The sequence below is a fragment of the Aminobacter sp. LjRoot7 genome, assembly GCF_964252895.1.
In the GTDB taxonomy this organism is placed as follows: Bacteria; Pseudomonadota; Alphaproteobacteria; order Rhizobiales; family Rhizobiaceae; genus Aminobacter; species Aminobacter aminovorans_B.
This window is the reverse complement of sequence record NZ_CAXUPX020000001.1, coordinates 392,913-418,649: the sequence shown is the minus strand read 5'-3', so window position 1 is coordinate 418,649 and position 25,737 is coordinate 392,913. Positions and strand designations below refer to the sequence as shown.

Here is a 25,737-nt window from a genome sequence, read left to right as displayed (position 1 = left end):
TGCGGAGCCGGCCTGAATAATGGTCATCTGCGCCTACAACGTTGCAGGCCGGAATCGGACGAGGAGTTTGCCATGCCATCGACAATGAAGGGTCCCGCGATCTTCCTCGCCCAGTTCGCTGGCGACGCCGCGCCGTTCAATACACTGAAATCGATTACATCGTGGGCCGGCGACCTCGGCTACAAGGGCGTGCAGATCCCGACGCCAGACGCGCGCCTGTTCGACCTGCACAAGGCTGCGACGTCCAGAACCTATTGCGACGAGATCAAGGGCATCTGCGCTGACGCGGGCGTCGAGATCACAGAACTCTCCACCCATCTGCAGGGCCAATTGGTGGCGGTGCACCCGGCCTATGACGCGCAGTTCGACGGATTTGCGCCTGCTGCGGTCCACGGCAATCCCAAGGCGCGCCAGCAATGGGCGGTCGAGCAGATGAAGCTCGGCGCCAAGGCATCGCAGAATCTCGGGCTCACAGCCTGCGTCTCCTTCACCGGCGCGCTGGCGTTCCCCTATCTCTACCCGTGGCCGCAGCGCCCCGCCGGGTTGATCGAGGAGGCCTTCGCCGAGCTCGGCAAGCGCTGGACGCCGATCCTGAACGCCTATGACGAGGCTGGCGTCGACCTCTGCTTCGAGCTGCACCCGGGCGAGGACGCCTTCGACGGAGCCACCTTCGAGATGTTCCTCGACGCTGTCGGCGGCCACAAGCGCTGCAACATCAACTACGACCCCTCGCACTTCCTGTTGCAGCAGCTCGACTATCTCGCCTTCATCGACATCTACCACGAGCGCATCAAGGCGTTTCACGTCAAGGATGCCGAGTTCAATCCGACGGGGCGCCAAGGCGTCTATTCCGGCTACCAGGGGTGGCTCGGTCGCGCCGGCCGCTTCCGCTCGCTTGGTGACGGCCAGGTCGATTTCACTGGCATCTTCTCGAAGCTCGCGCAGTACGGCTACGACAGCTGGGCGGTGCTCGAATGGGAATGCTGCCTCAAGCATCCGGAGGACGGTGCCGCCGAAGGCGCGCCGTTCATCGAAAGCCACATCATCCGCGTCACCGACAAGGCATTTGACGACTTTGCCGGTGGGACGACGGATCGGGCTATGCTGCGGAAGATGATGGGAATCGAGTAGCCCCCTTCTCCCTGTTCACGGGGAGAAGGTCCCGGCAGGGGGATGAGGGGCAGCACGAACATATCAAGGGAGGACACACATGGTCGGTGCATCGAATTCCGGGAATGGCAGCGGCCCGATCCGCTACGGCATGGTCGGCGGCGGGCAGGGCGCCTTCATCGGCGCCGTACATCGCATCGCCGCCCGCATGGACGGTGATTTCCAGCTCGTCGCCGGCGCGCTGTCGTCCAACCCGGAGCGCGCGAAAGCTTCCGCCGCCGAGATCGGCCTCGATCCCGAGCGCAGCTACACCTTCTATGCCGAGATGGCCAAGGCCGAAGCAAAGCGTCCCGACGGCATCGAGGCGGTCGCCATCGTCACGCCCAACAACGTCCATTTTCCCGCCGCCAAGGCCTTCCTCGAGGCCGGCATCCACGTCATCTGCGACAAGCCGCTGACGGCGACGCTGGCCGAAGCGAAGAAACTTGCGGCACTGGTCGAGAAGACGGGCAAGGTCTTCGTGCTCACCCACAACTACACCGGCTATCCGATGATCCGGCAGGCGCGCGAGATGGTCGCCAAGGGCCAGCTTGGCGACATCAGGGTCGTCCAGGCCGAATACCCGCAGGACTGGCTGACCGAGGACCTCGCGGCCACCGGCCAGAAGCAGGCGTCCTGGCGTGCCGATCCCAAGCAGTCGGGCGTCGGCGGGGCCACCGGCGACATCGGCACACACGCCTACAATCTCGCCCGCTTCGTCACCGGCTTGGAAGTCGACAGCCTGTCGGCCGATCTCGACGCCTTTGTGCCGGGCCGGCTGCTCGACGACAACGTCAATGTCATGCTGCGCTTCAAGGGGCGCGCCAAGGGCATGATCTGGGCAAGCCAGGTGGCACCGGGCCACGAGAACGGCCTCAAGCTGCGTGTCTATGGCTCCAAGGGCGGCATCGAATGGGTGCAGGCCGACCCGAACTATCTCTGGTATACGCCTTTCGGCCAAGCCAAGCAGCTGATCACCCGTGGCGGCGTCGGCGCGGGCCCCGCCGCAGCCCGCGTCACCCGCGTACCGTCGGGCCACCCGGAGGGCTATCTCGAAGGTTTCGCCAACATCTACCAGGAAGCCGCCAGAGCCATCCGCGCCGCGCGCAAGAAGGGCGGCAAGCCGGGCAAGGACGTCATCTACCCGACGGTGCAGGACGGGGTCGAAGGGGTGGCGTTCGTCGAGGCGTGTGTAAGGTCATCGAAGAAGAACGCGGCGTGGACGAAGTTGTGAGGTGGTAAGCGAACGCTGCATAACGTGCGGGCCTCTTGCCGCTCCGAGGCTTGTTTGGTTTCCTGCAGCGGGTTTGATTGTTTTTCAATGGGTGGACTGGCTGCTGGCGATGGTCCGAAGCCATGGAGAGATCAATGCCAAGAGGCCTTTACCGCGACGGCGGTAATCGAGTGATGGTGCTTTACGACCACAACTCCATGGTACTGGCTAATGAAGAGTACGTGGCCCGAGGCTACCTACCGGCTATCGACAAGCTGCCAACGCATGCGGAATGGGTAGCATGGCATCAGGCCAACGGGAACGAAAGCCAGACATACGCCGAGTGGCTGGAGTGGAAGAGCAAGAGCGGCACCCGTTAACGCCCCCGTCACCTCCGCAATCAGCGCCCGGGCCGCCTCCACCAGCTGCAAATTGGTCTCGGCCGCCGTCCCGCCTGGCAGGATGGCCACGTTCTCCAGCCCGTGGCCTCGGGTCAGCGCGCGGCGGTTCACCGCCCAGCACGAGCCGTCATAGCCGTGGTGCACCTGCGGCAGAGTGATGCCGGCGGCGAGGACGATCGCTTCCATTTCCTCGGCATCGCGTAGGGCGATTTCGGGATCGGGGTCCAGCGGCTCGATCAGCACGCGCCGGCAGTGCGCACGGATCGGGGAGGTGACGAACTTGCGGGTATCGTCAGGTGTGATTTACCCGACAGTACAGGACGGCGTCGAAGGCGTCGCCTTCGTCGAGGCCTGCGTGCGCTCGTCGAAGAAGAACGCGGCTTGGACGAAGTTGTAGCGGCAGGCTTTTGCCAGTTCCTGTTCGGGAGCATTTGCAGTCCAATCGGCTGGCAATGCTCCCGAACCAACTTTGGTATCATCGTTCCAACCGGCTAGCCGCGCTCGGCGGCCCGTGGCAACCAGCAGGTCTTTGCATCTGCTGGACATCTATTCATGCATTCGAGATGGGCTCTTTCGGCGTCCCTATTGGCGATCTGCGCCGCTTCATCAGCCCATGCGGAAGACGCCTTGGCCAAGCGATGGGGGGCGTGGGTCGAAACCGGCGGGCAACTCGGCAAGGGCCGTTCGCTCGGCGAGGTGAACCTGTTCGTCCCTCTGCTCCAGAATAGCGATACGCTCGTCTTCACCGACCTGCGCGGCAAGTTCGACAACAACGACTCCGTCGAAGGCAATTTCGGCCTCGGCATCAGGCACATGCTGCCGTCCGGCTGGAATCTGGGAGCCTATGGCTATTACGACGTCCGCCGTTCGCCCTACGGCAATACGTTTCATCAGTTGACGCTCGGCGCTGAAGCGCTGAGCGAGGTCTTCGACCTGCGCGTCAACGCCTACCTGCCGGTCGGCGAGACCGAGCGGCGAATGGATCTCGGCGCGACCACTGCGATCGGTCCCTGGAGCAGCGAGGCCTTGCTGACCGGCACGTCGCTGGCAATCCGGCACCAGGCGGTGCAGACGACGACGACCAGCTACCGGGTCGAGAAGGCGCTGGCGGGCGCCGATGCCGAGATCGGCATCCGGCTGCCGGTGTTCGAATCGGATTCAGGCTTCGACATGCGCGCCTTCGTCGGCGGCTATTATTTCGGTGGCTCCGGCGTGGAGGCTGTCGCCGGTCCGCGTGCTCGGCTCGAATTCAGCGCCGACGACTTCGCCGACCTGCCTGGCGTCAAGGTGACCGCCGGGCTGACCTTCCAGCATGACGATGTCCGCGGCGAACAATGGATCACCCAGGCGCGGCTGCGCATTCCCCTGCAAGCCTCTTCATCTGCCGAGCGCGAGCCGCTGTCCTACATGGAACGGCGCATGACCGACACTGTGGCGCGCGATGTCGATATCGTCTCGAACACCCGCAACGGGACCAGGTCGAGGAACGATACGCTCACCTCGACCGAAGACGCTGTCAACGCTTGGAACGGCAAGACCATCACCTCGGTCGTGCGGATTGACGGCACGACGCAGGACCAGGCTGCCCTGCAGGCCGCGCTCGACAGCGTCGGTGCCGATGGAATCGTGCTGCTGAACGGCAACCTTGCTGCGTCAGGGGGGATTACCCTCAACGACAAGCAATTGCTCGTCGGCGGCGGCACGGTCCTGAAACTCAAGGGCGCAACCAGCGGCGTTGCAGTCGACTATGCCGCGCCGGGCAGTTCGGGCCGCATCTCCGGTGCGGCCACATTCACCCTGGTCAGGATGGCAACTGACAGCACGATGCGCGGCATCTCAGTGGAAAACACCTCGTCGAACGCCAATTCCTGGGCTGTGTCAGGTGCCAGCGGCGCCAGTCTGCGCGACGTCACCGTCATTTCAGCCGCAAACGGGCTAAAGGTGGACAACACTACCAACTTCACCCTGCAGGGCGGCAACATCACCGCAGCCCAGGGCAGCGCCATCGCCATCAAGGACAGCACCGGGGTCGGCATCAGTGGCGCCACCATCGTGCAGAGCGGCGTAAGCAGCATCGGGATCGTCGCCGACAATGTCGCGGGCCGTATCGAGGGCAACACCATCACCACCAATGGCAACGGCAACGGCTACAACGACACCCATACGTCGGCGCGCCCGGCCCACGGCCTGTTGGTCAACAACAGCGGCGGCCTGACCATCGCCAACAATACCGTCACCACCAATGGCGAGCAGGCCAACGGCATCCACGTCACCAACAGTGCCGGCATCGCCATTTCCGGCAACAGGGTCACCACCAACAATTACATGAGCCGCGGCATCCGCCTGATCGACAGCGCCGGCGCCACCATTTCCGGCAACACGGTCGCCACCAACTCGACGAACGATGCCTATATTTCGATCCTGACGGCGGCCTTCGGCATCTGGGCCGAAGGAAGCGACAATGTGACCGTCAGCGGCAATTCGGTCACGACGCGTGGGCGCGGTGCTAGCGGCATCCTCCTGCGCTACGGCGCCAACAGCACGGCTTCAGGCAACACCGTGACAACCCATGGCGAGAACGCATCGGCCATCGCCTTGGTGCGCTCGACCTCCAACACCATCAGCGGCAACACCCTGACGACCACGAACCCGAATTATTCGTATGGCGTATCCATGGGGCTCTACAGCGACAACGGGGTGGTGGAAAACAACACCGTGACGTCAGCTGGCGCGCATGGCGTCTACGTCAGCATGGCCTCCGGCGTGGCAGTACGCGGCAATCGCCTTGTCGGGCGCGGCGACAGCGGTGTGCTGACGACGGTCGGCGACACCATCATCACTGGAAACACGCCGTAGGAGGGGGCCGGCGGTGCAGGGCAAGAGCTGAGCGAGTGAGGGCCAGGCGCTAAGCCTTGTCTTGCCTTTGGTGTCGCCCGCTTCGCATGGGCGTTGGGCGGCTTATTCACACCCACGAATAATTGTATACATATTGCCCAACATTAATCTTCCAAATCGTACACAATCTATGCATACATAGTCCCGCGACAGATCGAGGCGACGCCGTGCCGGGGGAGACATTGGCATGGCGGCCTGCGGTCACATCAAGGGAGGGAAAGCATGAAACGTAAATTCCTGGCGCTCTGCGCCGCAACGGCCGCGCTGATGGTGGGTGCAACTGCGGCACAGTCCGCCACCACGCTCGAAACCGTCAAGGCACGCGGCAAGCTGATCTGCGGCGTCTCGCTCAGCACGCCCGGCTTTGCCGCCGCCGACGACAAGGGCCGCATGCAGGGGTTTGACGCCGACATCTGCCGCTCGATCGCGGCTGCGGTGTTCGGCGATCCCGACAAGGTCGACTTCGTCTTGACCAACATCAACACGCGCTTCCAGGCGCTGCAGTCGGGCGAGATCGACGTTCTGTCGCGCCAGACGACGGCGACTTTTTCGCGCGAAGCCTCGCTCGGCATCGATTTCGGCCCGACCGTGTTTTATGATGGCCAGGGCCTCTTGGTGCCCAAGTCGCTCGGCGTCGCCTCGGCCAAGGAACTGACCGATGCCGCGATCTGCACCTTGCCAGGCACCACCACCTCGCAGAACCTGACCGACTTCTTCCGCACCGTCGGCGGCAAGTTCGAGCTGGTGGTGTTCGAGAGCCCAGACGAAAACCGCGCCGCCTTCTATTCCGGCCGCTGCGAGGCGATCTCGTCCGACCGATCGGACCTGGCCTCGATCCGCGCGGTTGCCAACAACCCCGACGACTACGTGCTGCTGCCCGAAACCATCTCCAAGGAGCCGCTGGCACCGGCCGTGCGCCAGAACGATTCCAACTGGCGCGACATCGTCTCGTGGTCGGTCTACATGCTGATGGCTGCCGAGGAGAAGGGCATCACCCAGGCCAATGTCGACGAGATGGCCAAGAGCGAGGATCCCGAGATCCAGCGCATGCTGGGCGGCGCCGACGAGCTCGGCAAGATGCTCGGCCTCGACAACAAGTGGGGCTACAACATCGTCAAGGGCGTCGGCAACTACGCCGAGGTGTTCGACCGCAATCTCGGCGAAAAGACCAAGTTGGGCATGACGCGCGGCCCCAACACGCAGTGGAATGCCGGGGGCCTGCTCTACGCACCGCCGGTCCGCTAACAAGCTTCAAGGTCCGCGCCGCCACCCGGCGCGGACCTTTTTCTTGTTCCCATCGGCCTTCTGACATCGGCGCGCCCATGCTGTTTTTGAACGACGCGCGGTTTCGCGCGGTCTTCTACCAATTTCTGGCCATTTCGCTGGTGCTGCTCGCCGCCTGGGCGATGTATGCGACCGCGAGCGCGAACCTTGCCAAGCAGGACATCGCCACCGGCTTCGACTTCCTGTCCAGGCAGGCCGGCATCGCCATCAGCGAAAGCTCGATCGCCTACGGGCCGACCGATACGGTCGCTCGCGCCATCCTCGTCGGGCTCATCAACACCATCAAGGTGTCGTTCCTCGCGGCCCTGTTCGGCACCATCATCGGCGTGCTTGTCGGCATCGGCCGCATGTCGACAAACCCACTGCTCAGCCGGCTGATGCTTGCCTATGTCGAGCTGCTGCGCAACGTGCCGCTGCTGCTCTATCTGTTCCTGTGGTATTTCCTGATCATCCTGGTGTTTCCCCCCGTTCGCCAGGCGATCCAGCTGTTTCCCGGTTTTTTCCTGTCCAACAGCGGCCTCGCCATGCCTGCGGTCGAGTGGCAGAGCGGTTTCGGGCTGACCTTCGCGGCACTCGCCTTTGGCGTCGTCGCCGCACTTATCGTGCGCAGTGTCAGCCAGCGCCGTCGTATCCTGAGCGGCAAGGCCAATGCCGGCTGGATCGTAGCACTTGCCCTGCTCGTGCTGCCGGTGCTCGCCGTCTGGGCCAGCGGCGCGGTTTCGCTGAGCTGGAGCGCACCGGAGGCCGGGCGCTTCCGCCTCACCGGCGGGCTGCAGATCCGCCCGGAATTCGTGGCACTTCTGGTCGGCCTGATGCTCAACCTGTCGGCCAGCGTCGCCGAAATCGTCCGGGCCGGCATCCAGGCGGTCAGCAAGGGGCAGTGGGAAGCCGCCCAGGCGCTCGGCCTGCCGCGCTCGCGCACGCTCCGGCTTGTCGTGCTGCCGCAAGCGCTCAGGGTCATCATCCCGCCTTTGACCAACACCTATCTCACCGTGTTCAAGAACAGCTCGCTGGCGATTGCCATCGGCTATCCCGACCTCGTCATGGTCTCCAACACCATCATGAACCAGACTGGCCAGGCGATGGAGACGATCGCCATCTTCATGGGCATCTATCTCGGCCTGTCGGTGGCGATCTCGCTGTTCATGAACTGGTACAATGCGCGTGTCGCGCTGAAGGCGCGCTGACATGAGCGACACCCAGGTCATTGCCTCCGCCATCAACCCGGTCGCCCGCCCGGCGCGGCGGTCGCAGTGGCGCACCGCCTATTTCGGCACGCCGGGCAATGCGCTCACAACGCTCGTCTGCGGCGCGCTCATCCTGCTGCTGGCCAAGCTGGCGCTCGGCTGGCTGTTTGTGAACGCCGTCTTCGACGGCGGCGCCGATGCCTGCAAGCAAAGCTCCGGCGCCTGCTGGCCGTTCCTCGCCGACAAGCTGCGCTACATGCTGTTCGGCTTCTATCCGTTCGAGGAGCAATGGCGCCCGCTGGTTGCCCTTTGCCTGTTCCTCGGTGCCTGCGCTGTGTCGATGATCCTGCGCGTTTGGGGCAGGGGCCTGCTGCTTGCCTGGGCGATCGTCATCCTGCCGGTGCTCTATGTGATCATGGCCGGCGGCATTTTCGGCCTGACGGCTGTGCCGACGTCGAAATGGGGCGGCCTGCCGCTGTCGTTCATGCTGTCCTTCGTCGGCCTGGCCTTCGCCTTGCCGCTCGGCATTGGCCTGGCGCTCGCGCGCGCCTCGCACCTGCCGGCCATCCGCGTGCTTGGTGTCGGCTTCATCGAACTGGTGCGCGGCGTGCCGCTGATCAGCATCCTGTTCATGGCCGCCGTCATGCTGCCGCTGTTCATGCCGGACGGCGTCACCATCGACAAGCTGTTGCGCGCCCAGGTGGCGATCATCCTGTTTGCTGCAGCCTACATCGCCGAGATCGTCCGCGGCGGCCTGCAGGACGTGCCATCAGGCCAGTACGAGGCCGGCCGCGCGCTCGGGCTGCATTACTGGCAGGTGATGTTCAAGATCATCCTGCCGCAGGCGCTGAAGAAGGTCATTCCGGCGCTGGTCAGCCTGTTCATCGCCTTCTTCCAGGACACCACGCTGGTGACCATCATCGGCCTGCTCGATTTCCTCGACACCGTCCGCACCGCTCTGCGCGACCCCGACTGGCAAGGCATCGCCGTGCTCGAAGGCTACGTCTTTGCGGCCGCTGTCTACTTCCTGTTCAGTGCGCTGATGGGAGCTTACAGCCGGTTCCTGGAGCGGCATTTCAATACGTCGTATCGTTAGAATGCCATCTTACGCCGCTAGTTTGCTACATCTCCGTAGTCACGCAGATTGAGGCTCTTTCGTGCCTCTCGAAGGTCGATCTTTGCCTTAATGCCATGGCGCCCCAATAGGTGAAGCAAATTGCCACCGGTCATCAGAGTGATAGGTTTGCCTGACGAGAATTTGTGGGCGTCTGGCCCGTAATCGGCCGTTGTTACTAGTATTCCGCGAGAAGCTTGCTCGTGCTGCATCGTGCCATACAAATCCCGCACGGCGGCAACGCCGACTGTTCGCGTGTAGCGCTTGGCTTGTATGACAATCTTGCCCCCGGTAATCGGGTCGGGATCGAACGCGACAGCGTCCACGCCGCCATCACTACTGGACTGCGTGATCCGTACTTCGCCACCACGTGAGGCGAATTCTTTCTCGAATACTTCTCTCACCAAATGCTCGAAGTCTTCCCAGTCCATCGCCGCGAGGTTCGTGGAGTCGTCCAAAAACTCTGACTGATCTCGCGCGTCGATAAAACGGCGATCCTCCTTGTTCAATTTCATGACCGGTGCGATTGGCGCTAGTGCAGAAAGAGCGGATGCTGAAACACCTTTGAGGCTCTTGAAACAAGCTTTCGGGTCTACCCGCGACAGGTCAATTTCTAAGAAGGCTTTTCTCTCGACTAGCACCGACATAATTGTCGCGGACACGTCGCGTCCGCTCGCGCGGTCGACGTAGTTTGCGTAGCCGTTGAAGAGAACTCGATCGAGATTGTCGTGCTCGTCCGCCTCAAGCAGCTCGTGTAGCGTTCGGAGGCAAATCTGGTAGCCAACGCTGTCGTAGTTTGCTTTCAACTCACGATCTGAAATGTAGGTTTCTTTGAGCTCGCCGGTTGCAGATATAAAGCGTACGGTTTTTATCCTTGGCATGTCATCTGGTGAGGGAAGCCGATATTGGACCAAAAGCGTCTTCGAGCTTCTGTTGTACTCAATCTCAAACATCTTCTCGAAAAGCTCGTCATAGTCTGATTCATCAAGCACTAGGCTGGCATGCTCGACCACTGACGCTTCATCCCCAGAGCGTACGCCAGCGGCCAGCCGATCAATTTTAGCGTTCACTGCGACTTGCGCCGCAAAGAATGCCTGCTTTGCGGCTTCAGCTTGATACTCGAATGATGCTTTCTCGGCTGTCCAAGCTGCGGTTTGGCGCGCCAAGTCTTGTTCTGCCTTGATTTCCGCTTTACGCCAGTCTTCGAGAATATGCCTATGCACGGTTTCTGCGGTCTCGATCTTTGACCGTGCGCGGCCGAATAGCTTGTCCCAAAAACCGATGTCCGGTGCGTAGTATTGGGGCTCCGCAGCCTTGAGGCGATGAGGTTGTGGTTTGTCGAACGACATTTTGCCGCCATATGGCGATCGATCTTTCATGGCCTCCCAGTCGATACGATCATTAATGCCTAGCGTGTGGCCAAGAATCCGCGATAGGCGGTCGATGGCTGCTGTGGCATCGACAGTCAGCTGCTCGGCGCTAGCTTTGCCACCGAAAATGGCTCGACGCTTTTGGAACTCGTCCGTCTTTTCGTCCCACTGGGAAACAAGGGCATTCACCTTGTGCTGCAGTAGGAAAAGTTCGGGCGCGTTAAGCTCCTTGTGTACCTTTAGAAGGTCGTGGCGCAGATCAACATAGTAGCGCAATATTCGCGACCCGTCAGCACTGTGCCGTGCACTTAGCTTTCCCAAGTCAATATGTTTCAGATACCGCGAATGTACGACGACAGTGTCCAATTGCTCACCCTCCCCAGAGTCAACCTTAGCTTGATCTAATCGGCTTTTTATGGGGGCGGCAAGCTACTAGCTGGCAACTGGCGTCGTCGTTGCAGACCTCCTCCCCGGCGGGGATAGGGTGGCGAAATGGAGGGCAAGGGGCCGCAGCCCCCAACACTCAGCCCTCGACGGCCTTCGGAAACACCTTCCAGCGCTTCGGCCTGAACGCCACGCGGCTTTTCTGGGTGGCGGGGTGGCCGACGGGCAGCCGGATCTCGATGCGCTCGCGGCCACCACCGATCTCCTGTTCGACACGACGAATGGCCTGGCCGCTACCGTGCCGGCAACGCAACCGTTGCGCTCGTCCCCGCAACAAATCTCGGAACCGTTTCGCTCCCCACCGGTTGTTAACCCATCAACCGAGGAGGTTAGTGATATGACTTTCCGAAGCACTCTTGCTGTAACCATGCTGCTCGCAGGCACCGCATTCGCCACTGCCCAAACTGTGGTCGTGACTCCCGAAGAACAAGTGATCGTCCGCGAATATGTAAAGACCAATCCGGTGATCGTCGAACGTCCGTCCAACTTCGAATTGGTCGTCGGCGCGATCATTCCCGACATTCTGAAGCCGGGCGCACTTGCCGACAACAAGTATCAGTATGTCGTGATGGACGGCCGTACTGTTCTCATCGACCCGCAGACCCGCAAGGTCGTCTACATCATGGACTGACGGCCCTGATGCACAAGCTGCATCGGGCGACTTCAGTTCCCCCAGCCCGCGATCATCGAGGTGTCGCCGCCGGGCGGTGACACCTCGTATTTCATTGCCCAGCGGGCGAGGACTATCGAGGTAGGGCAAGGGGCCGCAGCCCCAACACTCAGCCCTCGACCGCCTTCGGAAACACCTTCCAGCGCTTCGGCCTGAATGCCACCCGGCTTTTCTGGGTGGCGGGGTGGCCGACGGGGAGCTCGATCTCGATGCGCTCGCGGCCGCCGCCGATCTCCAGCTCGACACGACGCGTGCCGGCAACGCGCCGGCTCGCCGCCACCGTGCCGGCAATGCAGCCATTGCACTCGTCGAGCAGTTCGATGTCGTGCGGGCGGAAATAGAGGGTGGCTTCGCCATCGGCCAGTTCGGGCGTCGCCAGCCCGATCGGGCGGTCCGATATCCACACCTGGCCATCCTCGACCTTGACCGGCAGCGAGCTCGACTCGCCGATGAAGCCGTAGACGAAGGGCGAGTTGGGCGTGTCGTAGACCTCGTCGGCGGTGCCGATCTGCTCGATGCGGCCCTGGCTCATCACCACGACGCGGTCGGCGAGCTCAAGCGCTTCTTCCTGGTCGTGGGTGACGAAGATCGTGGTGTGGCCGGTGGCATCGTGGATCTCGCGCAGCCAGCGCCGGAGTTCGCGCCGCACCTGTGCGTCGAGCGCGCCGAACGGCTCGTCGAGCAGCAGCACCTTGGGCTCGATCGCCATGGCGCGGGCAAGGGCCACGCGCTGGCGCTGGCCGCCCGAAAGCTGGGCCGGGTAGCGCTTTTCCAGCCCGCTGAGCTGCACCAGGTCGAGCAGTTCGGAGGCGCGGCGGCGGATCTCGGCCCTGGTCGGGCGCTTGGCCGATGGCCGCACCTTGAGGCCGAAGCCGATATTGTCGGCCACCGTCATATGGCGGAACAGCGCGTAATGCTGGAACACGAAGCCGACATTGCGCTCCTGTATCGTCCTGTTGGACGCATCCTCGTCGCCGAAGAAGATCGTGCCGCGCGTCGGCCGCTCAAGCCCGGCGATGAGGCGCAGAAGCGTGGTCTTGCCCGAGCCCGAGGGCCCGAGCAACGCGATCAGCTCGCCCGACCTGATGTCGAGCGAGACGTCGCGCAGTGCCGGAAACCGGTCGAATTCCTTGCGCACATTTGAAACGCGAACTTCCATCAGTCGACCTCTGTCAGTGTCCGCGCGTGGCGGCGATCTCGGCGCCGTAGCGGAGCTCGAGAAGGGTTTTGAGCACAAGCGTCACCAGGGCGAGGCCGGCGAGCACGGACGCCACGGCAAAGGCGCCGACGGCATTGTATTCGTTGTAGAGGATCTCGACATGCAGCGGCATGGTGTTGGTCATGCCCCTGATGTGGCCCGAAACCACCGAGACGGCGCCGAACTCGCCCATGGCGCGGGCGTTGCACAGCAACACGCCGTAGAGCAGGCCCCATTTGATGTTGGGCAAGGTGACATGCCAGAAGGTCTGCCAGCCATTGGCGCCGAGCGACAATGCTGCCTCCTCGTCGCCAGTGCCCTGTTCCTGCATCAGCGGGATCAGTTCGCGGGCAACGAAGGGGAAGGTGACGAAGACGGTGGCCAAAACGATGCCCGGCACGGCAAACAGGATGACGATGCCGTGCATCTTGAGCCATGGCCCAAGCAGGCTTTGCGCGCCAAACAACAGCACATAGACCAGGCCCGAAATGACCGGCGAGACCGAAAACGGCAGGTCGACCAAGGTGATCAGGAAGGCCTTGCCCTTGAACTCGAACTTGGCGATCGCCCAGGCGGCAGCGACGCCGAACACCAGGTTGAGCGGCACCGAGATGACGGCGACCAGAAGCGTCAGTTTGATCGCGGCAATCGTGTCGTGTTCGTTGATGGCTTCGAGGAACGCCCCGATGCCGCGTGAAAACGCCTGCTCGAACACCACCACCAGCGGCAAAAGCAGGAAAATGGCGAGGAAGCCGAAGGCGACAAGCATCAGTGCCGCGCGCGCCCAAGGCCGTTCGGTCACCGCAAGCGATGCGTGCTCGTGATGGACGTCTGCGGGGTAAAGCTCTGGATCAGCCATAGCGCTTGCGGGTCCACGACTGGATGAGGTTGATGACGAGCAGCATCGCAAACGACAGCGCCAGCATGATCGTGGCGATCGCGGTGGCCGCGGCGTAGTCGTATTCCTCGAGCCGGATGACGATCAGCAGCGGCGCGATTTCCGAGATGTAGGGCAGGTTGCCGGCGATGAAGATCACCGAGCCGTATTCGCCGACGCCACGCGCGAAAGCGAGCGCGAAGCCGGTGACGACGGCCGGCGCCAGTCCCGGAAACAGCACGAGGAAAATCGTCTGGAAGCGGTTGGCGCCGAGCGTTGCGGCGGCTTCCTCGACCTCCTTGTCGATCTCCTCGATGATCGGCTGCACCGTGCGTACGACAAAGGGCAGGCCGATGAAGACCAGAGCGATGACGATGCCGAGCGGGGTGTAGGCGACCTTGATGCCGAGCGGCGCCAACAGCGCGCCCATCCAGCCCTTCGGCGAATAGAGCGTTGTCAGCGCGATGCCGGCGACTGCCGTCGGCAGCGCAAAGGGCAAATCGACCATCGCGTCGATGACGCGGCGGCCGGGAAAGCGGTAGCGCACCAGCACCCACGCAACGATGGTGCCGAACACGACGTTGATCGCGGCGGCGATGAAGGCTGTGCCGAAGCTGATCTCCAGTGCCTTGACGGTGCGGCGGTCGGTGGCGATGGCCCAGAAATCGGTCCAGCCAAGCGATGCCGAACGCCAGACGAGCCCCGAAAGCGGGATGAGGATGATGAGCGTGAGGTAGGCAAGCGAGAAGCCGAGCGTCAATCCGAAACCCGGAATGACGCTCGGCTGTCTGAACCGCCACCCCGCCTTGGCGGGTGCTGTGGTCATATCGTCCTGGTCTTACCTTGGCTTACTGGGCCGGCTTGTAGATCTGGTCGAATATACCACCATCTCCAAAATGATAGGGCTGTGCTTTCTTCCATCCGCCGAAAATCGGGTCGTCGATAGAAACCAGTTTCAGCTCATGCTGCTTCTGCAGGTCGGCTGCGGGTACCAGTTCCGGCTTGGACGGACGGTAATGATGCTTGGCGGCAAGGGTCTGGCCTTCCGCCGAGTAGAGGTAGTTGAGGTAAGCTTCGGCGACCTTGCGGGTGCCCTTGGCGTCAACATTGGCGTCGACCACGGCGACCGGCGGCTCGGCCAGGATCGACTGCGGCGGGAACACGATGTCGAACTTGTCGGCGCCGAACTCGTCGAGCGCCAGATAGGCCTCGTTTTCCCAGGCGAGCAGCACGTCGCCCTGTTCACGCTCAGCAAACGTTACCGTCGAACCACGCGCGCCCGTGTCGAGGATCGGCACATGGGCGTAGAGGTTGCCGACGAATTCCTTGATCTTGGTCTCGTCGCCGGCGAACTGGCCGTTGGCCCAGGCCCAGGCGGCAAGGTAGTTCCAGCGCGCGCCGCCCGAGGTCTTCGGGTTCGGCGTGATCACCTGGACGCCGTCCTTGATCAGGTCGCCCCAGTCATTGATGCCCTTGGGGTTGCCCTTGCGCACCAGGAAGATGATCGTCGAGGTGTAGGGCGAAGCATTGTTGGGCAGCTTCGAGCGCCAGTCGGGATTGATCTTCTTCGACTTTTCGACGATCGCGTTGATGTCGCTTTCGAGTGCCAGCGTGACGACGTCGGCGTCGAGGCCGTCGATCACTGCACGCGCCTGCTTGCCCGAGCCGCCATGCGACTGCTGGATCGTCACCGTCTCGCCGCTCTCCGCCTTCCAGTGCTTGGCGAAGGCCTCGTTGTACTCTTTGTACAACTCGCGCGTCGGGTCATAGGAGACGTTGAGGAGCGTCGTATCGGCATAGGCAAAGCCCAGGCCACCGAGTTGGACTGCGCCGGCCAGCACGGCCGAAAGCAGGATGGTTCTGCGTGAAGTCGTCATTTCCGCCTCCGTTCGAATATGGTTCTACTCTATCGAACTGGTAGAAATTAGATGCGGCGAATGTTCCGAATTTCACGCCGCATGGGCAAATTTCGTGCGAACTGCCGCGGCGCCGGAAATTTTTTTGCTCGCTTAAAAAGTCCTGCACCGCCAGCGCGATCAAAACGTTCGACACGAATGATGACAGCTAGGGGAGTTGGCGGGGGTGGCAAGGGCAGTCAGGCCCTGGCGATTTGCCCCGACCAAAATCGTTCGACCTCGATCCACTGCGTTGCGCTCAGCGGGCCGAGCCACTGCTTCAGTTGATCCGGCGATGTGGTCTTATGGAGGTTCGGGTTCTGGAGGTCTTCCAGCAGCCCGATCGTCGTCGCTTCCCGCACGAGCTCATCGCCGTCGGCGAGCCAACGCTCGACGACCGCGAAGATTTGCTGAAGTTCACTGGTGTGGCCACCCTCAAGCTTGGCGACCACGTGTCGAGCGAGGTCTCCCAGGGCCAGGTAAAGCGGCAGCTCGATCTGGTCGCGCCATTTGTCCACAAACGCGTCCCAGACCGGCTGGAATGTCGGGTCGGCTTCCAGAAGCAGGTCGAACATGTCCGGTTGCGAGATCATTTCAGCTGCTCCACGAATGCCCTGACGCTTGCCGCGCGCCGACAACTCGGGCGCCAGCACGAGGCAGCCGCCCTGTAAGGCTTCGCGGCTTGCTAGTCGACTATCTTCGCATAAGCCAGGCTGAAGCCGGCGAGGGAGGCCGGGATCTCGCGCTTCTTGCCATCCGAAAACGTCGCCGAGACGAAAAGCTTGGCGCCGCGCTTCATGGTGGCGATCAGGTCGCTGCCGAGCGGCTGCGTCGTGTAGACGCCGTCGGCGTCGCTGACCTGGAACGGCACGCGGAAGTTCTGGCCGTCGTCGACGCGGATTTCGGCGCCCGGCTGCAACAGGGTTCCATGCGGAAGGCTGAGCTTGATCAGCGCGTTGTCGTTGCCGATCGTCTTTGGCGGCACGATCTCGACACGCAGCAGGCGCCGGCTCGTGTCGGCGAGGGTGAGCGCCTGCGACATGACGCAAGCCATCCTGAGGCCCGCGGCGTCCGGCTTGCACGAGACGTCCCATGCCGCCTTGGGCTCGGTCACGATCTCGGCCTTTGCCTTGACCTCATCGGCCTTGCCGACCGGAGCAGACGCCGACGGCGCAGGTGTCGCCGTCGCCGGCGTCTCCGTAACCGGATCCGCCTTTTCCTGTGCGGTGGCCGGCAACAGCATGGCGCACAAGCCGAGCGAAGCCAGGGTGAGCGTGCGCCGGTGCATGCGAGACAAGATTACCAGCCGACGCGCACGCCGAGGCGTCCACCGACAGACTGGTTGCCGAAGCCGTAGCCGATGCCGCCGTTCAGCGACCAGCGGTCGTCGAGGCGGGCGCTGCCGAACATGGCGGCGGCGCTGGCGCCGTCGAAATTGCCGTAGTTGAAGTTGAGCGCGTAGTTCTCGTCGGACGCCAGCCCGCCGCCGCCCATGGCAAGCGCCATGGCAACGCCTTCCTTGTTGGTCTGGTTCTCTTCCTGCAGGTTGCCGACGGTCTGCTCGAGCGAGCCGATACGAGCGGTGTTCGAGGCTATGTTGGCGGTGTTGGTGGCAATGTCGGCGGTGTTGATCGCGGTCTGCGGATCAAGTCCCGCACCCGGCAGGATCGGCGTGCAATTGGTGTCGGCCACCGCGCAGAGGCGAAGCAGCGTCTTGCCCGCGGTGCGGTCGACGATCGAAAAATGCGACCTGCCGCCGGACGCCGAATCGTTGATCTCGATCGCCCAGTCATTCGCCGGAAAACCGGGCGAGGTGCTGGTGTCGTTGAAGAAGATGCGGGTGTTGTTTTCCTTCAGGATGATGGTGTCGAAACCGAAGTTCTCGTTGTTGACGCAATCGAGCCCGACGCAGGTGCTGCCCTGGACGATGAGATCGTCGGCGATGACCTGATCCGCACTTGCATGCATCTGCGACGCCATCAATGCCGCGGCCGCGCCGAACGCGACCTTCAGTATTTTTACCCTGCCCATGGTTCCCCAACCCTGAAACTTAACAATTGTTTATGCTGGGAAGCTAACGGACAAGTCAACAACCGGAGGACTGATCAACTTGCTCGGTTGCAGGTTGTGGTAAATTTGCATGCAACGAAAGCTTGGGCCTACTCCACGAACACCCTGACGCTCGCCGCGCGGCCTGCCGCGTCGATGACGGTCAGCGTCGAAAAACCAGCGCCGTCGGGCTGCCAGGTCGCCTCGCGGCGGCGGGCGAGGGCGGCCAGCGGCTTGCCGTTGGCGAGCCAGCGGAATGGCGCGCGGCCGCCCTGCAGCTTGAGCACCAGCGGCGAGGCGGCCGAGGTCGCGGCACCCAGCTCGACGCGGGCGCCGTCGGGCGGGAAGACGATCTGCGGTGCCGGTTCGGTGATGGCTGTGGCGACCGCCGGCAATTCGGTTGCGGTCGAGAATCGTCCCAGCGTCACCGGCAGGTCGGCGCGGGCGGTGCGCAGCGTGCCGGCCGGCGGGCGCGGCAGCGGCATCGACGGCAGGCCGGAGCGGACGAAACCCTCGAACAGGATGGGGGCCGCCGAGACATAGCCCGACAGGCCGGGCACCGCACCGGCATCCGGCCGCCCGGCCCAGACGCCGAGCACGTAGCGGCCGTCATAGCCGATCGACCAGGCGTCGCGGTAGCCGTAGGAGGTGCCGGTCTTGTAGGCGATAGTGCGCTTGGCCGCGCCCTCGGGTGGCTTCACGCCTGCAAGGATGTCGGCGATCTGCCAGGCGGCTTGCTCCTCCAGGATCGTGCCGTTGGCGAGCGGAGCAGGGACCGTCGCCTCCGCCCCATCGCGGAGAATCTTGGCGCGACCGCCATTGGCGAGCCCGGTGTAGAGCTGGACGAGGTCGCGCAGGGTGACACCGACGCCGCCGAGGCCAATGGCGAGGCCCGGCACTTCGTTGGGTGGCAGCTGGGGGGTGACGCCGGCCTGGCGGAAACGCGCCGTCAGCCGCTGCGGCCCGACGGCGTCGAGCAGGCGGATCGCCGGCACGTTGAGCGACAGCTGCAGTGCCTGGCGCACCGACACATCGCCCTGGTAGCTCATGTCGAAGTTCTTGGGCCGGTAGCCACCGAAATCGGCCGGCCGGTCCTCGATCATCGTTTCCTGCGCCACCAGCCCCTGTTCGAAGGCGAGGCCGTAGATGAACGGCTTCAGCGTCGAGCCGGGCGAACGCACGGTCCGGGTCATGTCGATCCAGCCGGAGCGCGAGGCGTCGAAGAAATTGGCCGAGCCGACCTCGCCGAGGATTTCGCCTGTCATCGCGTCGGCCAGAACCAAGGCGACCGAAATTTTCGGGCCAAGCCGGGTGGCAGCCTCGCGCGCCACCACTTCCAGCCCTTCCTGCACGTTTCTGCGCAAGGTCAGCTGGTGGCTGACGAGGCTGGGCTGATTGCGAAGAGCCGTGTCTGAGGCGTGCGGTGCAAGCTGCGGCAGGGCGAGCCGGGTGGCCGTGGCCATTTCCAACGATGCCCGCGCCGCCTCATTCTCGCCGAGCAGGCCCGCCGTCACCATGCGCTCGAGTACCCGGTCGCGCGCGGCCTGGGCATTTACCGGGTTGCGGTCGGGCCGGCGCCGCTCGGGCAATTGCGGCAGGGCGACGAGAAGAGCTGCTTCCGACACCGTCAGCCGCTTCGGCTCCTTGCCGAAATAGGCAAGCGCTGCCGCGCGCGCGCCTTCGAGATTGCCGCCATAAGGTGCCAGCGTCAGGTAGCGCTCGAGGATTTCTTGCTTGGACAGCCGCCGCTCGATCTGCAGTGCGCGGGCCAGTTGCTTGAGCTTCGAGCTGAAACTGCGGCTTTCGCGTGGTTCGATCAGCCGCGCCAGCTGCATAGACAGCGTCGAGCCGCCGGAGACGATGCGGCCATTGCTCAGGAATTGCCAGGCGGCGCGGCCGAGCGCCAGCACGTCGATGCCCTCATGGTCCCAGAAGCGCTTGTCCTCATAGGCGACCAGCATCTTCACCAGTTGAGGGTCGACCTGGTCGAGGTCTGTGCCAAGCCGCCAGTGGCCCGACGGTGTCGCATAGGCGCGCAACAGCTGGCCGTCGCGATCGAGCACCTCGGCGGACACGGTCAGCTTTTCAGCCAGGGGTGGTGGAAAGGCGCGATCGAGCGCGACCAGGCCGCCAAGGGCGAGGGCGCCGAGACTAGTCGTCACGGCACCTGCAAGCAGCAGTCTACGCAGTGTCTTTCCGGTCGGGCGCATTGCTGCCCCTCATCCCCTGCCAGACCTTCTCCCCGCAAGGACGGGGAGAAGGAGGCTGGCCGGAATGCCGACGCCTCCCGCTCCCCGTTCTTCACGGGGAGAGGGTAAGGGTGAGGGGCGGCGCTGTGCTCGAACGTTGCCGCTTATCCCTTCTCCGCGGTCACGGAGAGAAGATGCCGGCAGGCGGATGAGGGGCAGCGCGAGCCCCTCCGCCGAAGTCGCTGCTGGGCTGAAAGCAGACATACTATTCCGCCTTCACCTCCATCATGCCGGTCGCCGTCCGTGCCGAATATTGCGGACGGTACATGTCCTCGACGTTGGCCGCCGGATGCGCGTAGGTGCCGGGTGTCACTGCGCGCACGACATAGGCCAGCGTGAATTCCTGGTCGGAGCCTTCGCCGCTGTTCATGGCGGCGACGAAGCGGTCGTTGCGGAATTCGAGATGGGCGGCTTCCGTTTGCTCCAGCCAGGAGAAGTTCGACAGGTTGGCGCTGTTGACCAGCCCCGGATTGTCGATCTCGAAGCCGGCCGGCAGCATGTCGGCCACCACGATGCGCGAGGGCCAGTCGTTGAGCTCGTTGATCTTGAGCACGACGACGAAGCGCTCGTTCTGCTTGACCTCGGTGACGTTGGCCTCGCTGCCGTCAAGCCGGTAGTAGGTGCGCTCGATGGTGAAGCCGTCGCCGCCGGCGGGCAGCGGCTGGGCAGGGGCGGCGACTGTCGTCACCACGGCCTGCAGCGCGTCCTTGCCGGTGTTGGCGATGACGATCGGGTTGGTCAGCAGATCGGCACCGTCGACGCGTTCGGAATAGGCGCCGTTGTGGGCCGTGCCGTTGACGTCGAGCGAGATCGCCTCGTTGCCGGCTTTCAGCGCACGTGCCGCAAGCAGCATCCAGGCATCGTCCTGGGTGCTGGTCCAGCGGGCCGCGGCACGATCTGCCGCCACCATCTTGACCAGCGCCGGCACCACCGAAGGCAACGGCTTGCTTTCGGCGGCAAGCGCCAGCATGGCAGCACCATCGCGCAAGCGCGAGCCATAGTCGGAGCGGTACCAGTTGTGCTCGGTCGTCGTCTTGGCGATCTGCAGGGCAGTGCCGAACAGGCTTTCCGAGCGCTGGGCATCGCCATAAAGCGCGAGGCTCGCGCCGAGCTGTGCCACCGCCATCGCACTGGAGAAGGCCTCCAGCTTGGTGTCGGCGAAGTAGCGCAGGTCACCGACCGAGGCCTTCTTGTTGCGCGCCAGCACATAGAGCGCATAGGCGATCTCGGAGCCGCGATCCTCGACGTCGACGTCATAGCCGATCGAGTTCTGCAAGTTGTTGAGCGCCTGCATCATCGCCTGCTGAGGCACGTCGAAGTTCTTTTCGCGCGCCCGGGTCAGGAAGTCGGAGACATAGGCGTCGAGCCACAGATCGCCCGAGCCCGGGCCCCACAGGCCGAAGCTGCCCGACGAGGACTGGTAGTTGAGCACGCGGTAGATCGCGCCCTGGATGCGCTCGCGCAACTCGGGGTCTTCGGCCATGCCGTTCTCCGCGCTGAGCTCGCTGACATAGAGCAGGGGCAGCGCCCGGCTGGTCGTCTGCTCGGCGCAACCATAGGGGTAGCGGTCGAGCGTCATAAGCAGCGACGGTACGTCAAAGGCCGACGCCAGCGACACGCCGACGCTGACATGGGCGTCGTCGAGCAGGCTTGCAGCCAGCAGCTCCTTGTCGACGCGCAGCGAGGTGGCGGGCTTGAGGTCGACGACCATGCGTGTGGTCACCGGCAGCTGGCCGGGGCGCACCGGCAGCGACAGCTCCTGCTCGACCTCGAGGCCGTCGGCATTGGCGAGCTTGATGGTCAGCCCGGCGGTGCCTGCGGTGACAGGCATCAGCGGGATCCTGATCGTTTGCCGCTTGCCCGGTTCGAGCGTCAGCTTCTCGGGCAGGGCGGCGTCGCCGGTCGACAGGTCGCCAGTCGTCGCCACCGAAAGGCTGTAGTCGCCAGCCGGCGCGTCTGTGTTGGCGATGTCGAGGGTCATCTCGGCGAAGTCGCCCGGCGCCATGAAGCGTGGCATGCCCGCCGTCAGCACGATCGGATCGCGCACGATCACGTCGCCGGTGGCGTGGCCGACAGCGTTCTTGGTCCAGGCGACGCTCATCACGCGCACCGTGCCGTTGAACTGCGGAATGTCGAAGTCGACCGTCGTCTTGCCGTCGGCGTCGAGCTCGACGATGCCGGAGAAGAATGCGACGAGCTTTTCCTTGGGCGGGCTGCCTTGCGAGGTCAGCGCCGCACCGTCACCGCCGGTGCGCAGCTTGCCCATGGCACCCAGCGAGCCGTCGATCAGGCGGCCATAGAGGTCGCGCAGTTCAAGCCCCAGCATGCGCTGGCCGAAATACCAGCCTTCCGGGTCCGGAACCTTGTAGTTGGTCAGGTTGAGGATGCCGACATCGACGGCAGCGACAGTGACATAGGCCTTTTCGCCGGCCGCAGCGCCGGTCACCGAAACCGGGATCGACAGCGTCTTGCGCGGCTCGGTCTTCTCGGGCAGCGCAAGTGCGACGTTGAGCTTTTTGTCGGCGGGATCGACCGCCAGCCACTTCAGGCCGATGGCGCGGGCCGGCATGCGCGATTCCTGCGCGTCGCCGGGCCGGTAGAGCGTGGCGGTGACATAGGCGCCGGCACCCCAATCCTCGCCGACGGGGATGTCGACGGTGGCGCCGCCTTCGGGAATGCTCGCAGAAATCGTCTTGAGCAGCTTTTCGGCGCCGATCGTCACAAGCAGCTCGCCGGCAAAACGCGGCGAGACCTGAAGCTTGGCAACTTCGCCAGCGGCATATTTTTCCTTGTCGAGCGCGACTTCGAGGCCGTCGGGCGTCTCGGTCGAGGTTTGCGAGACATACCAGCCGGCGTCGAATTCGTAGCTCGTTGCTGGGCCGGCCGGATCGGCCGTCTCGACCTCGAGGCGGTAGCGGCCCCAGTCGACGGGCAGCGCAACGGTGGCTTCGGCGCCTGCGGTGAGGTCGACCTGGCCGGTGGCGACCGACTTGGTGAAGGTCACCGGCTCGTAGTTCCAGCTGTTACCGGAGCGGTACCACTGGTAGTTCCGCTCGACCTTGACCAGCGACCACTGCGCGCCCTTGAGATCGGTGCGTTTGCCGCCGGGTTCGGCGGCGATCAGGCTGAACTTGGCTGTGCCGCCCTGCGGTACTTCCTCGCCCGAGAAATCGGGCCGAATGCCGATCATCGTCGCCTGTGGGCGGATGCCGATGTCGAGCTTTTCCTCGACAGCGCGGCCGCCGGTTTCGCGCATGCGCACGCTGAGTGCTGCATTGACCAGCCGCGTCGTCGACGGCAGCTGGTCGACCGAGACGGGGAAGGTTGCCTTGCCGTCGTCGCCGACGACCGGCAGGTCGGTCAGCGGAATGCGGGTGGCTTCGCCTTCCTGTTCGTCGGCGAGGCCGAAATAATAGCCCTTGAAGCTGTCCCACTGGCGCTTGGTCGACAAAGTCAGTTCCCCTTCGAGCGCGAGGCCCGCAGCGGGTGCGCCATAGAGGAAGCGGCCGTCGACGGTGGCCTCAGCGGTTTCGCCAGCTGCGATCTCGTTGCGATCGGAGGTCAGCGTGAACTCGATGCGGTCGGGCACGAAGTCCTCGACCAAAAACATCTGGCTCGACACCGCCGGCTGCTTGGGGTCGGTGTAAATAGCAAGCGTCCAGGTGCCGCGCATGGCGGCAGTGGACAGCGGCAGGTCAACGCTGTGGCCGCCCGCATTGCCGCCCTGGCTGACGACGCGCCGGTCCTCGACGCCGTCGGGGCGGGTGAAGATGAAGGTCAGCGGCAGGTTGTCGACGCCGTTGGCGGCATCGTCGCGGGCAAGGGCTGCCGCATGCACGGTTTCGCCGACGCGGTAGATGCCGCGCTCGGTCCAGGCATAGACGTCGAGCGCAGCCGGTGCAGCGCGGCCGGTGACGCCACGGTCGGACAGGTCGAAGCCGGCGCGGGTCATGTCGAGGAAGACGAAGTCGGCGTCGCCTTGCCTCGCCATCAGCACCGCAGGTGCCAGGCCGCCATTGCCGCGGGTCAGGCCCGGGTTGAAGGTGGCGCGGCCTTCGGCGTCGGTCTTGCCGGTGCCGAGGATCTCGTTGTTGCGGGCAAGCAGCGTCAGCTCCGCATCGGCGATCGGCTTGGCCGAGGCGAGCGAGCGGGCAAACACGTTGAGCCCGTCCTGGCCGGTGTAGGTCGAAAGCCCGATGTCGGAGACGACGAACCATTGCGTCGCCTTGCTCGCCCAGGTGTCGCTCTTGTCGTCGATCGGCTGGGCGGTCAGCACATAGACGCCGGGCTTGCGGTTGGGCAGCGCCTCGTCGACCGGGAAGGATGTCGTCACGTCCTTGTTGAGCTCGTTTGCGATCGCCAGCTGGCCTTCCCACACCGGCTCGCCCATCTGGTCGGCGATCGAGGAGAGGTCATAGCCGTCGAGCTGGCGCAGGAACTGGTAGCCGGACAGAAGCTGCGCCAGCGAGCGGTCGCCGATGCGGTAGAGCTTCATGTCTGCCGCTTCCATGTTGACCGTCACGACGGGGATGCCGCGGCGGGCGGTCGAGGGCAGAACGAAGCTGTCGCCGGTGAAGCGGGCCGACTGGCCGCGATCCTGGACATAGACAGAGAGCACGACGGGCGCTTCCAGCACCTCGCCGAGCGCTGCCGGCAGTCCGGAGCGGAAGGTTACGCGGTAATGCTGGCCATGCTGCAGGCCCTCGACGCAGATTTGCTGATCCTTGGCCTCGACGCTTTTCGGCGCTTGGTCATCGATGGTGACGAAGGGCGCGTAGTCGACGCCCGTCTTGACCAGCGCCTCGGAGAACTGGGCGCAGACGCGCGGCGAGGTGGTGTCGGCGTCGATGGTGTGCTCGACGACGCGGAAGCCTTTGCGCGCCTTCAGGTCCTCGTATTCGGCGCGGATAGAAGCCGAATTGTCGAGTGCCAGGCTCGCCTCATAGGCCTGCAGCGAGGGGCGGAACATGTCGCGCTTGTCGAGGCCGCGCGCCAGAAGCGCCAGCGTCTCGGCGCGGTTGCTAGCCGAGCGCGACAAAAGATAGGCGTTGTAGGCGGTCGACGTCGTGTCGCGCTGCAGCGACGCGGTCTCTTCGCCATTGATCGGCGACACGACCGGCGTGGCGCGGGCGAGGCGGGTCCAGATCGCGGCGTCGTCGGGCAGGATGATCGCCGCTGCGCGGAACTTCTGCATCGCCGTGCGGCCGTCGCCGCCCAAGAGCGCCTGTTCGCCGGCATCAATCAGTGCGGCGAGGCCGAGGGCGGGGTCGACGACCGTGTTGGTCGTCAGCGCGCTACGATACTGGCGCGCCTCGTCGACCATCGAGGCCGGGAAGAACGACAGCTCGGCGGGTGCGCCGATATCTGGATCGCCGCTGACCGGCACGACCTTGCCTGCAACCGCGCCGGTGAACGGCTTGATCGTGGCGAAGTCGGATTTCAGGAAGCACCATTTCGCCTTGGTGTTGTAGGTGAAGGCGCGGCAGGACTGGTCGCCCAAGCACGATGTCTGGCACTGGTCGAGGCTGACATTCTGCTCCGAGCGCAGGTCAAAACCGAAATAATCCGAGTTTTCGGTCGTCACGACCCGACGGGCTTCGACTGCCGCCGCCTCGAATGTGTTGGCCAGCCCGAATGCTATGGCCAGAACGAGAAGAACGAATACCGGAAAAGCCCGCAGCGCACGCATCGCCAAATCCCTCCACCACCCTGATCGTCGCTCTAGACGACATGTTAAGCTTG

18 protein-coding genes and 1 pseudogene are annotated in these 25,737 nt (G+C 64.0%); 7 read left to right on the top strand and 12 right to left on the bottom strand.

The genetic code is table 11. The annotated features are described in order from the left end of the window. Positions 1-72 precede the first annotated feature (72 nt). Entirely contained in the window at positions 73-1,131 is a 1,059-nt protein-coding gene (locus ACSQ3E_RS02035) for a sugar phosphate isomerase/epimerase family protein (protein WP_436121406.1), read from the top strand. 79 nt (positions 1,132-1,210) lie between these two features. Next, positions 1,211-2,383 (top strand): Gfo/Idh/MocA family protein, encoded by a 1,173-nt coding sequence (locus ACSQ3E_RS02030; protein WP_436121405.1) that lies wholly within the window; start codon positions 1,211-1,213, stop codon positions 2,381-2,383. Positions 2,384-2,619: 236 nt separating this feature from the next. Here the strand turns inward: ACSQ3E_RS02030 and ACSQ3E_RS02025 are convergent, their stop codons facing one another. After that, positions 2,620-3,006: a hypothetical protein gene (locus ACSQ3E_RS02025; RefSeq protein WP_436121404.1), complete on the bottom strand. Its 387-nt coding sequence runs from the start codon at positions 3,004-3,006 to the stop codon at positions 2,620-2,622. A gap of 384 nt (positions 3,007-3,390) precedes the next feature. On the opposite strand from ACSQ3E_RS02025, the gene ACSQ3E_RS02020 reads away from it, so the two are divergent. The 4 genes from ACSQ3E_RS02020 to ACSQ3E_RS02005 all read left to right on the top strand — a co-directional run bounded on the left by ACSQ3E_RS02020 (position 3,391) and on the right by ACSQ3E_RS02005 (position 9,225). Further along, positions 3,391-5,619, top strand: a complete 2,229-nt coding sequence (locus ACSQ3E_RS02020) for a right-handed parallel beta-helix repeat-containing protein (RefSeq protein ID WP_436121403.1) — start codon at positions 3,391-3,393, stop codon at positions 5,617-5,619. A gap of 261 nt (positions 5,620-5,880) precedes the next feature. Then, complete coding sequence (locus ACSQ3E_RS02015; protein ID WP_280226466.1) at positions 5,881-6,903, top strand: amino acid ABC transporter substrate-binding protein; 1,023 nt, start codon at positions 5,881-5,883, stop codon at positions 6,901-6,903. A gap of 77 nt (positions 6,904-6,980) precedes the next feature. Further along, positions 6,981-8,129, top strand: a complete 1,149-nt coding sequence (locus tag ACSQ3E_RS02010) for an amino acid ABC transporter permease (protein ID WP_436121402.1) — start codon at positions 6,981-6,983, stop codon at positions 8,127-8,129. A gap of 1 nt (position 8,130) precedes the next feature. Beyond that, on the top strand, positions 8,131-9,225 hold the full coding sequence (locus tag ACSQ3E_RS02005) for an amino acid ABC transporter permease (RefSeq protein WP_436121401.1): 1,095 nt from the start codon (positions 8,131-8,133) through the stop codon (positions 9,223-9,225). Positions 9,226-9,242: 17 nt separating this feature from the next. Here ACSQ3E_RS02005 and ACSQ3E_RS02000 read toward each other — a convergent pair whose 3' ends face one another. After that, positions 9,243-10,979: a restriction endonuclease gene (locus tag ACSQ3E_RS02000; RefSeq protein WP_436121400.1), complete on the bottom strand. Its 1,737-nt coding sequence runs from the start codon at positions 10,977-10,979 to the stop codon at positions 9,243-9,245. Between the two features lie 157 nt (positions 10,980-11,136). Then, positions 11,137-11,324, bottom strand: a pseudogene (locus ACSQ3E_RS01995) (sulfate ABC transporter ATP-binding protein); the annotation flags it as partial. A gap of 70 nt (positions 11,325-11,394) precedes the next feature. Between ACSQ3E_RS01995 and ACSQ3E_RS01990 the strand changes: the two are divergent. Further along, positions 11,395-11,688: a DUF1236 domain-containing protein gene (locus ACSQ3E_RS01990; protein ID WP_436121399.1), complete on the top strand. Its 294-nt coding sequence runs from the start codon at positions 11,395-11,397 to the stop codon at positions 11,686-11,688. 148 nt (positions 11,689-11,836) lie between these two features. Here ACSQ3E_RS01990 and ACSQ3E_RS01985 read toward each other — a convergent pair whose 3' ends face one another. From ACSQ3E_RS01985 to ACSQ3E_RS01945, 9 genes are all read right to left on the bottom strand, one after another. Continuing rightward, positions 11,837-12,886: a sulfate/molybdate ABC transporter ATP-binding protein gene (locus tag ACSQ3E_RS01985; protein ID WP_436121398.1), complete on the bottom strand. Its 1,050-nt coding sequence runs from the start codon at positions 12,884-12,886 to the stop codon at positions 11,837-11,839. 13 nt (positions 12,887-12,899) lie between these two features. Then, entirely contained in the window at positions 12,900-13,784 is an 885-nt protein-coding gene (cysW, locus tag ACSQ3E_RS01980; RefSeq protein ID WP_436121397.1) for a sulfate ABC transporter permease subunit CysW, read from the bottom strand. After that, a complete protein-coding gene (cysT, locus tag ACSQ3E_RS01975) occupies positions 13,777-14,628 on the bottom strand; it encodes a sulfate ABC transporter permease subunit CysT (RefSeq protein WP_214389342.1) in 852 nt (283 codons plus the stop codon). The genes cysW and cysT overlap by 8 nt, the downstream gene beginning before the upstream one ends. A 22-nt stretch (positions 14,629-14,650) precedes the next feature. Then, positions 14,651-15,679 (bottom strand): sulfate ABC transporter substrate-binding protein, encoded by a 1,029-nt coding sequence (locus ACSQ3E_RS01970; protein ID WP_436121396.1) that lies wholly within the window; start codon positions 15,677-15,679, stop codon positions 14,651-14,653. A gap of 218 nt (positions 15,680-15,897) precedes the next feature. After that, positions 15,898-16,350, bottom strand: a complete 453-nt coding sequence (locus ACSQ3E_RS01965) for a DUF7674 family protein (protein WP_436121395.1) — start codon at positions 16,348-16,350, stop codon at positions 15,898-15,900. A 32-nt stretch (positions 16,351-16,382) separates the two neighbouring features. Continuing rightward, complete coding sequence (locus ACSQ3E_RS01960) at positions 16,383-16,985, bottom strand: invasion associated locus B family protein (protein ID WP_436121394.1); 603 nt, start codon at positions 16,983-16,985, stop codon at positions 16,383-16,385. A gap of 11 nt (positions 16,986-16,996) precedes the next feature. Then, positions 16,997-17,728, bottom strand: coding sequence for a YadA C-terminal domain-containing protein (locus ACSQ3E_RS01955; RefSeq protein ID WP_436121393.1), 732 nt, complete (start codon positions 17,726-17,728; stop codon positions 16,997-16,999). A 128-nt stretch (positions 17,729-17,856) separates the two neighbouring features. Next, a complete protein-coding gene (gene pbpC, locus ACSQ3E_RS01950; protein ID WP_436121392.1) occupies positions 17,857-19,956 on the bottom strand; it encodes a penicillin-binding protein 1C in 2,100 nt (699 codons plus the stop codon). Between the two features lie 244 nt (positions 19,957-20,200). After that, positions 20,201-25,684: an alpha-2-macroglobulin family protein gene (locus ACSQ3E_RS01945; protein WP_436121391.1), complete on the bottom strand. Its 5,484-nt coding sequence runs from the start codon at positions 25,682-25,684 to the stop codon at positions 20,201-20,203. Positions 25,685-25,737: the final 53 nt, after the last annotated feature.

Excerpts from the sequence above, each read along its gene's own strand:
- ACSQ3E_RS01970 (WP_436121396.1), bottom strand. The coding sequence starts at position 15,679 with ATGACGACTTCACGCAGAACCATCCTGCTTTCGGCCGTGCTGGCCGGC.
- pbpC (WP_436121392.1), bottom strand. The coding sequence starts at position 19,956 with ATGCGCCCGACCGGAAAGACACTGCGTAGACTGCTGCTTGCAGGTGCC.
- ACSQ3E_RS01960 (WP_436121394.1), bottom strand. The coding sequence starts at position 16,985 with ATGCACCGGCGCACGCTCACCCTGGCTTCGCTCGGCTTGTGCGCCATG.
- ACSQ3E_RS01945 (WP_436121391.1), bottom strand. The coding sequence starts at position 25,684 with ATGCGTGCGCTGCGGGCTTTTCCGGTATTCGTTCTTCTCGTTCTGGCC.
- ACSQ3E_RS02010 (WP_436121402.1), top strand. The coding sequence starts at position 6,981 with ATGCTGTTTTTGAACGACGCGCGGTTTCGCGCGGTCTTCTACCAATTT.
- ACSQ3E_RS01955 (WP_436121393.1), bottom strand. The coding sequence starts at position 17,728 with ATGGGCAGGGTAAAAATACTGAAGGTCGCGTTCGGCGCGGCCGCGGCA.
- ACSQ3E_RS01990 (WP_436121399.1), top strand. The coding sequence starts at position 11,395 with ATGACTTTCCGAAGCACTCTTGCTGTAACCATGCTGCTCGCAGGCACC.
- ACSQ3E_RS01985 (WP_436121398.1), bottom strand. The coding sequence starts at position 12,886 with ATGGAAGTTCGCGTTTCAAATGTGCGCAAGGAATTCGACCGGTTTCCG.
- cysT (WP_214389342.1), bottom strand. The coding sequence starts at position 14,628 with ATGACCACAGCACCCGCCAAGGCGGGGTGGCGGTTCAGACAGCCGAGC.
- ACSQ3E_RS02035 (WP_436121406.1), top strand. The coding sequence starts at position 73 with ATGCCATCGACAATGAAGGGTCCCGCGATCTTCCTCGCCCAGTTCGCT.
- ACSQ3E_RS02030 (WP_436121405.1), top strand. The coding sequence starts at position 1,211 with ATGGTCGGTGCATCGAATTCCGGGAATGGCAGCGGCCCGATCCGCTAC.
- ACSQ3E_RS02015 (WP_280226466.1), top strand. The coding sequence starts at position 5,881 with ATGAAACGTAAATTCCTGGCGCTCTGCGCCGCAACGGCCGCGCTGATG.
- ACSQ3E_RS02005 (WP_436121401.1), top strand. The coding sequence starts at position 8,131 with ATGAGCGACACCCAGGTCATTGCCTCCGCCATCAACCCGGTCGCCCGC.
- cysW (WP_436121397.1), bottom strand. The coding sequence starts at position 13,784 with ATGGCTGATCCAGAGCTTTACCCCGCAGACGTCCATCACGAGCACGCA.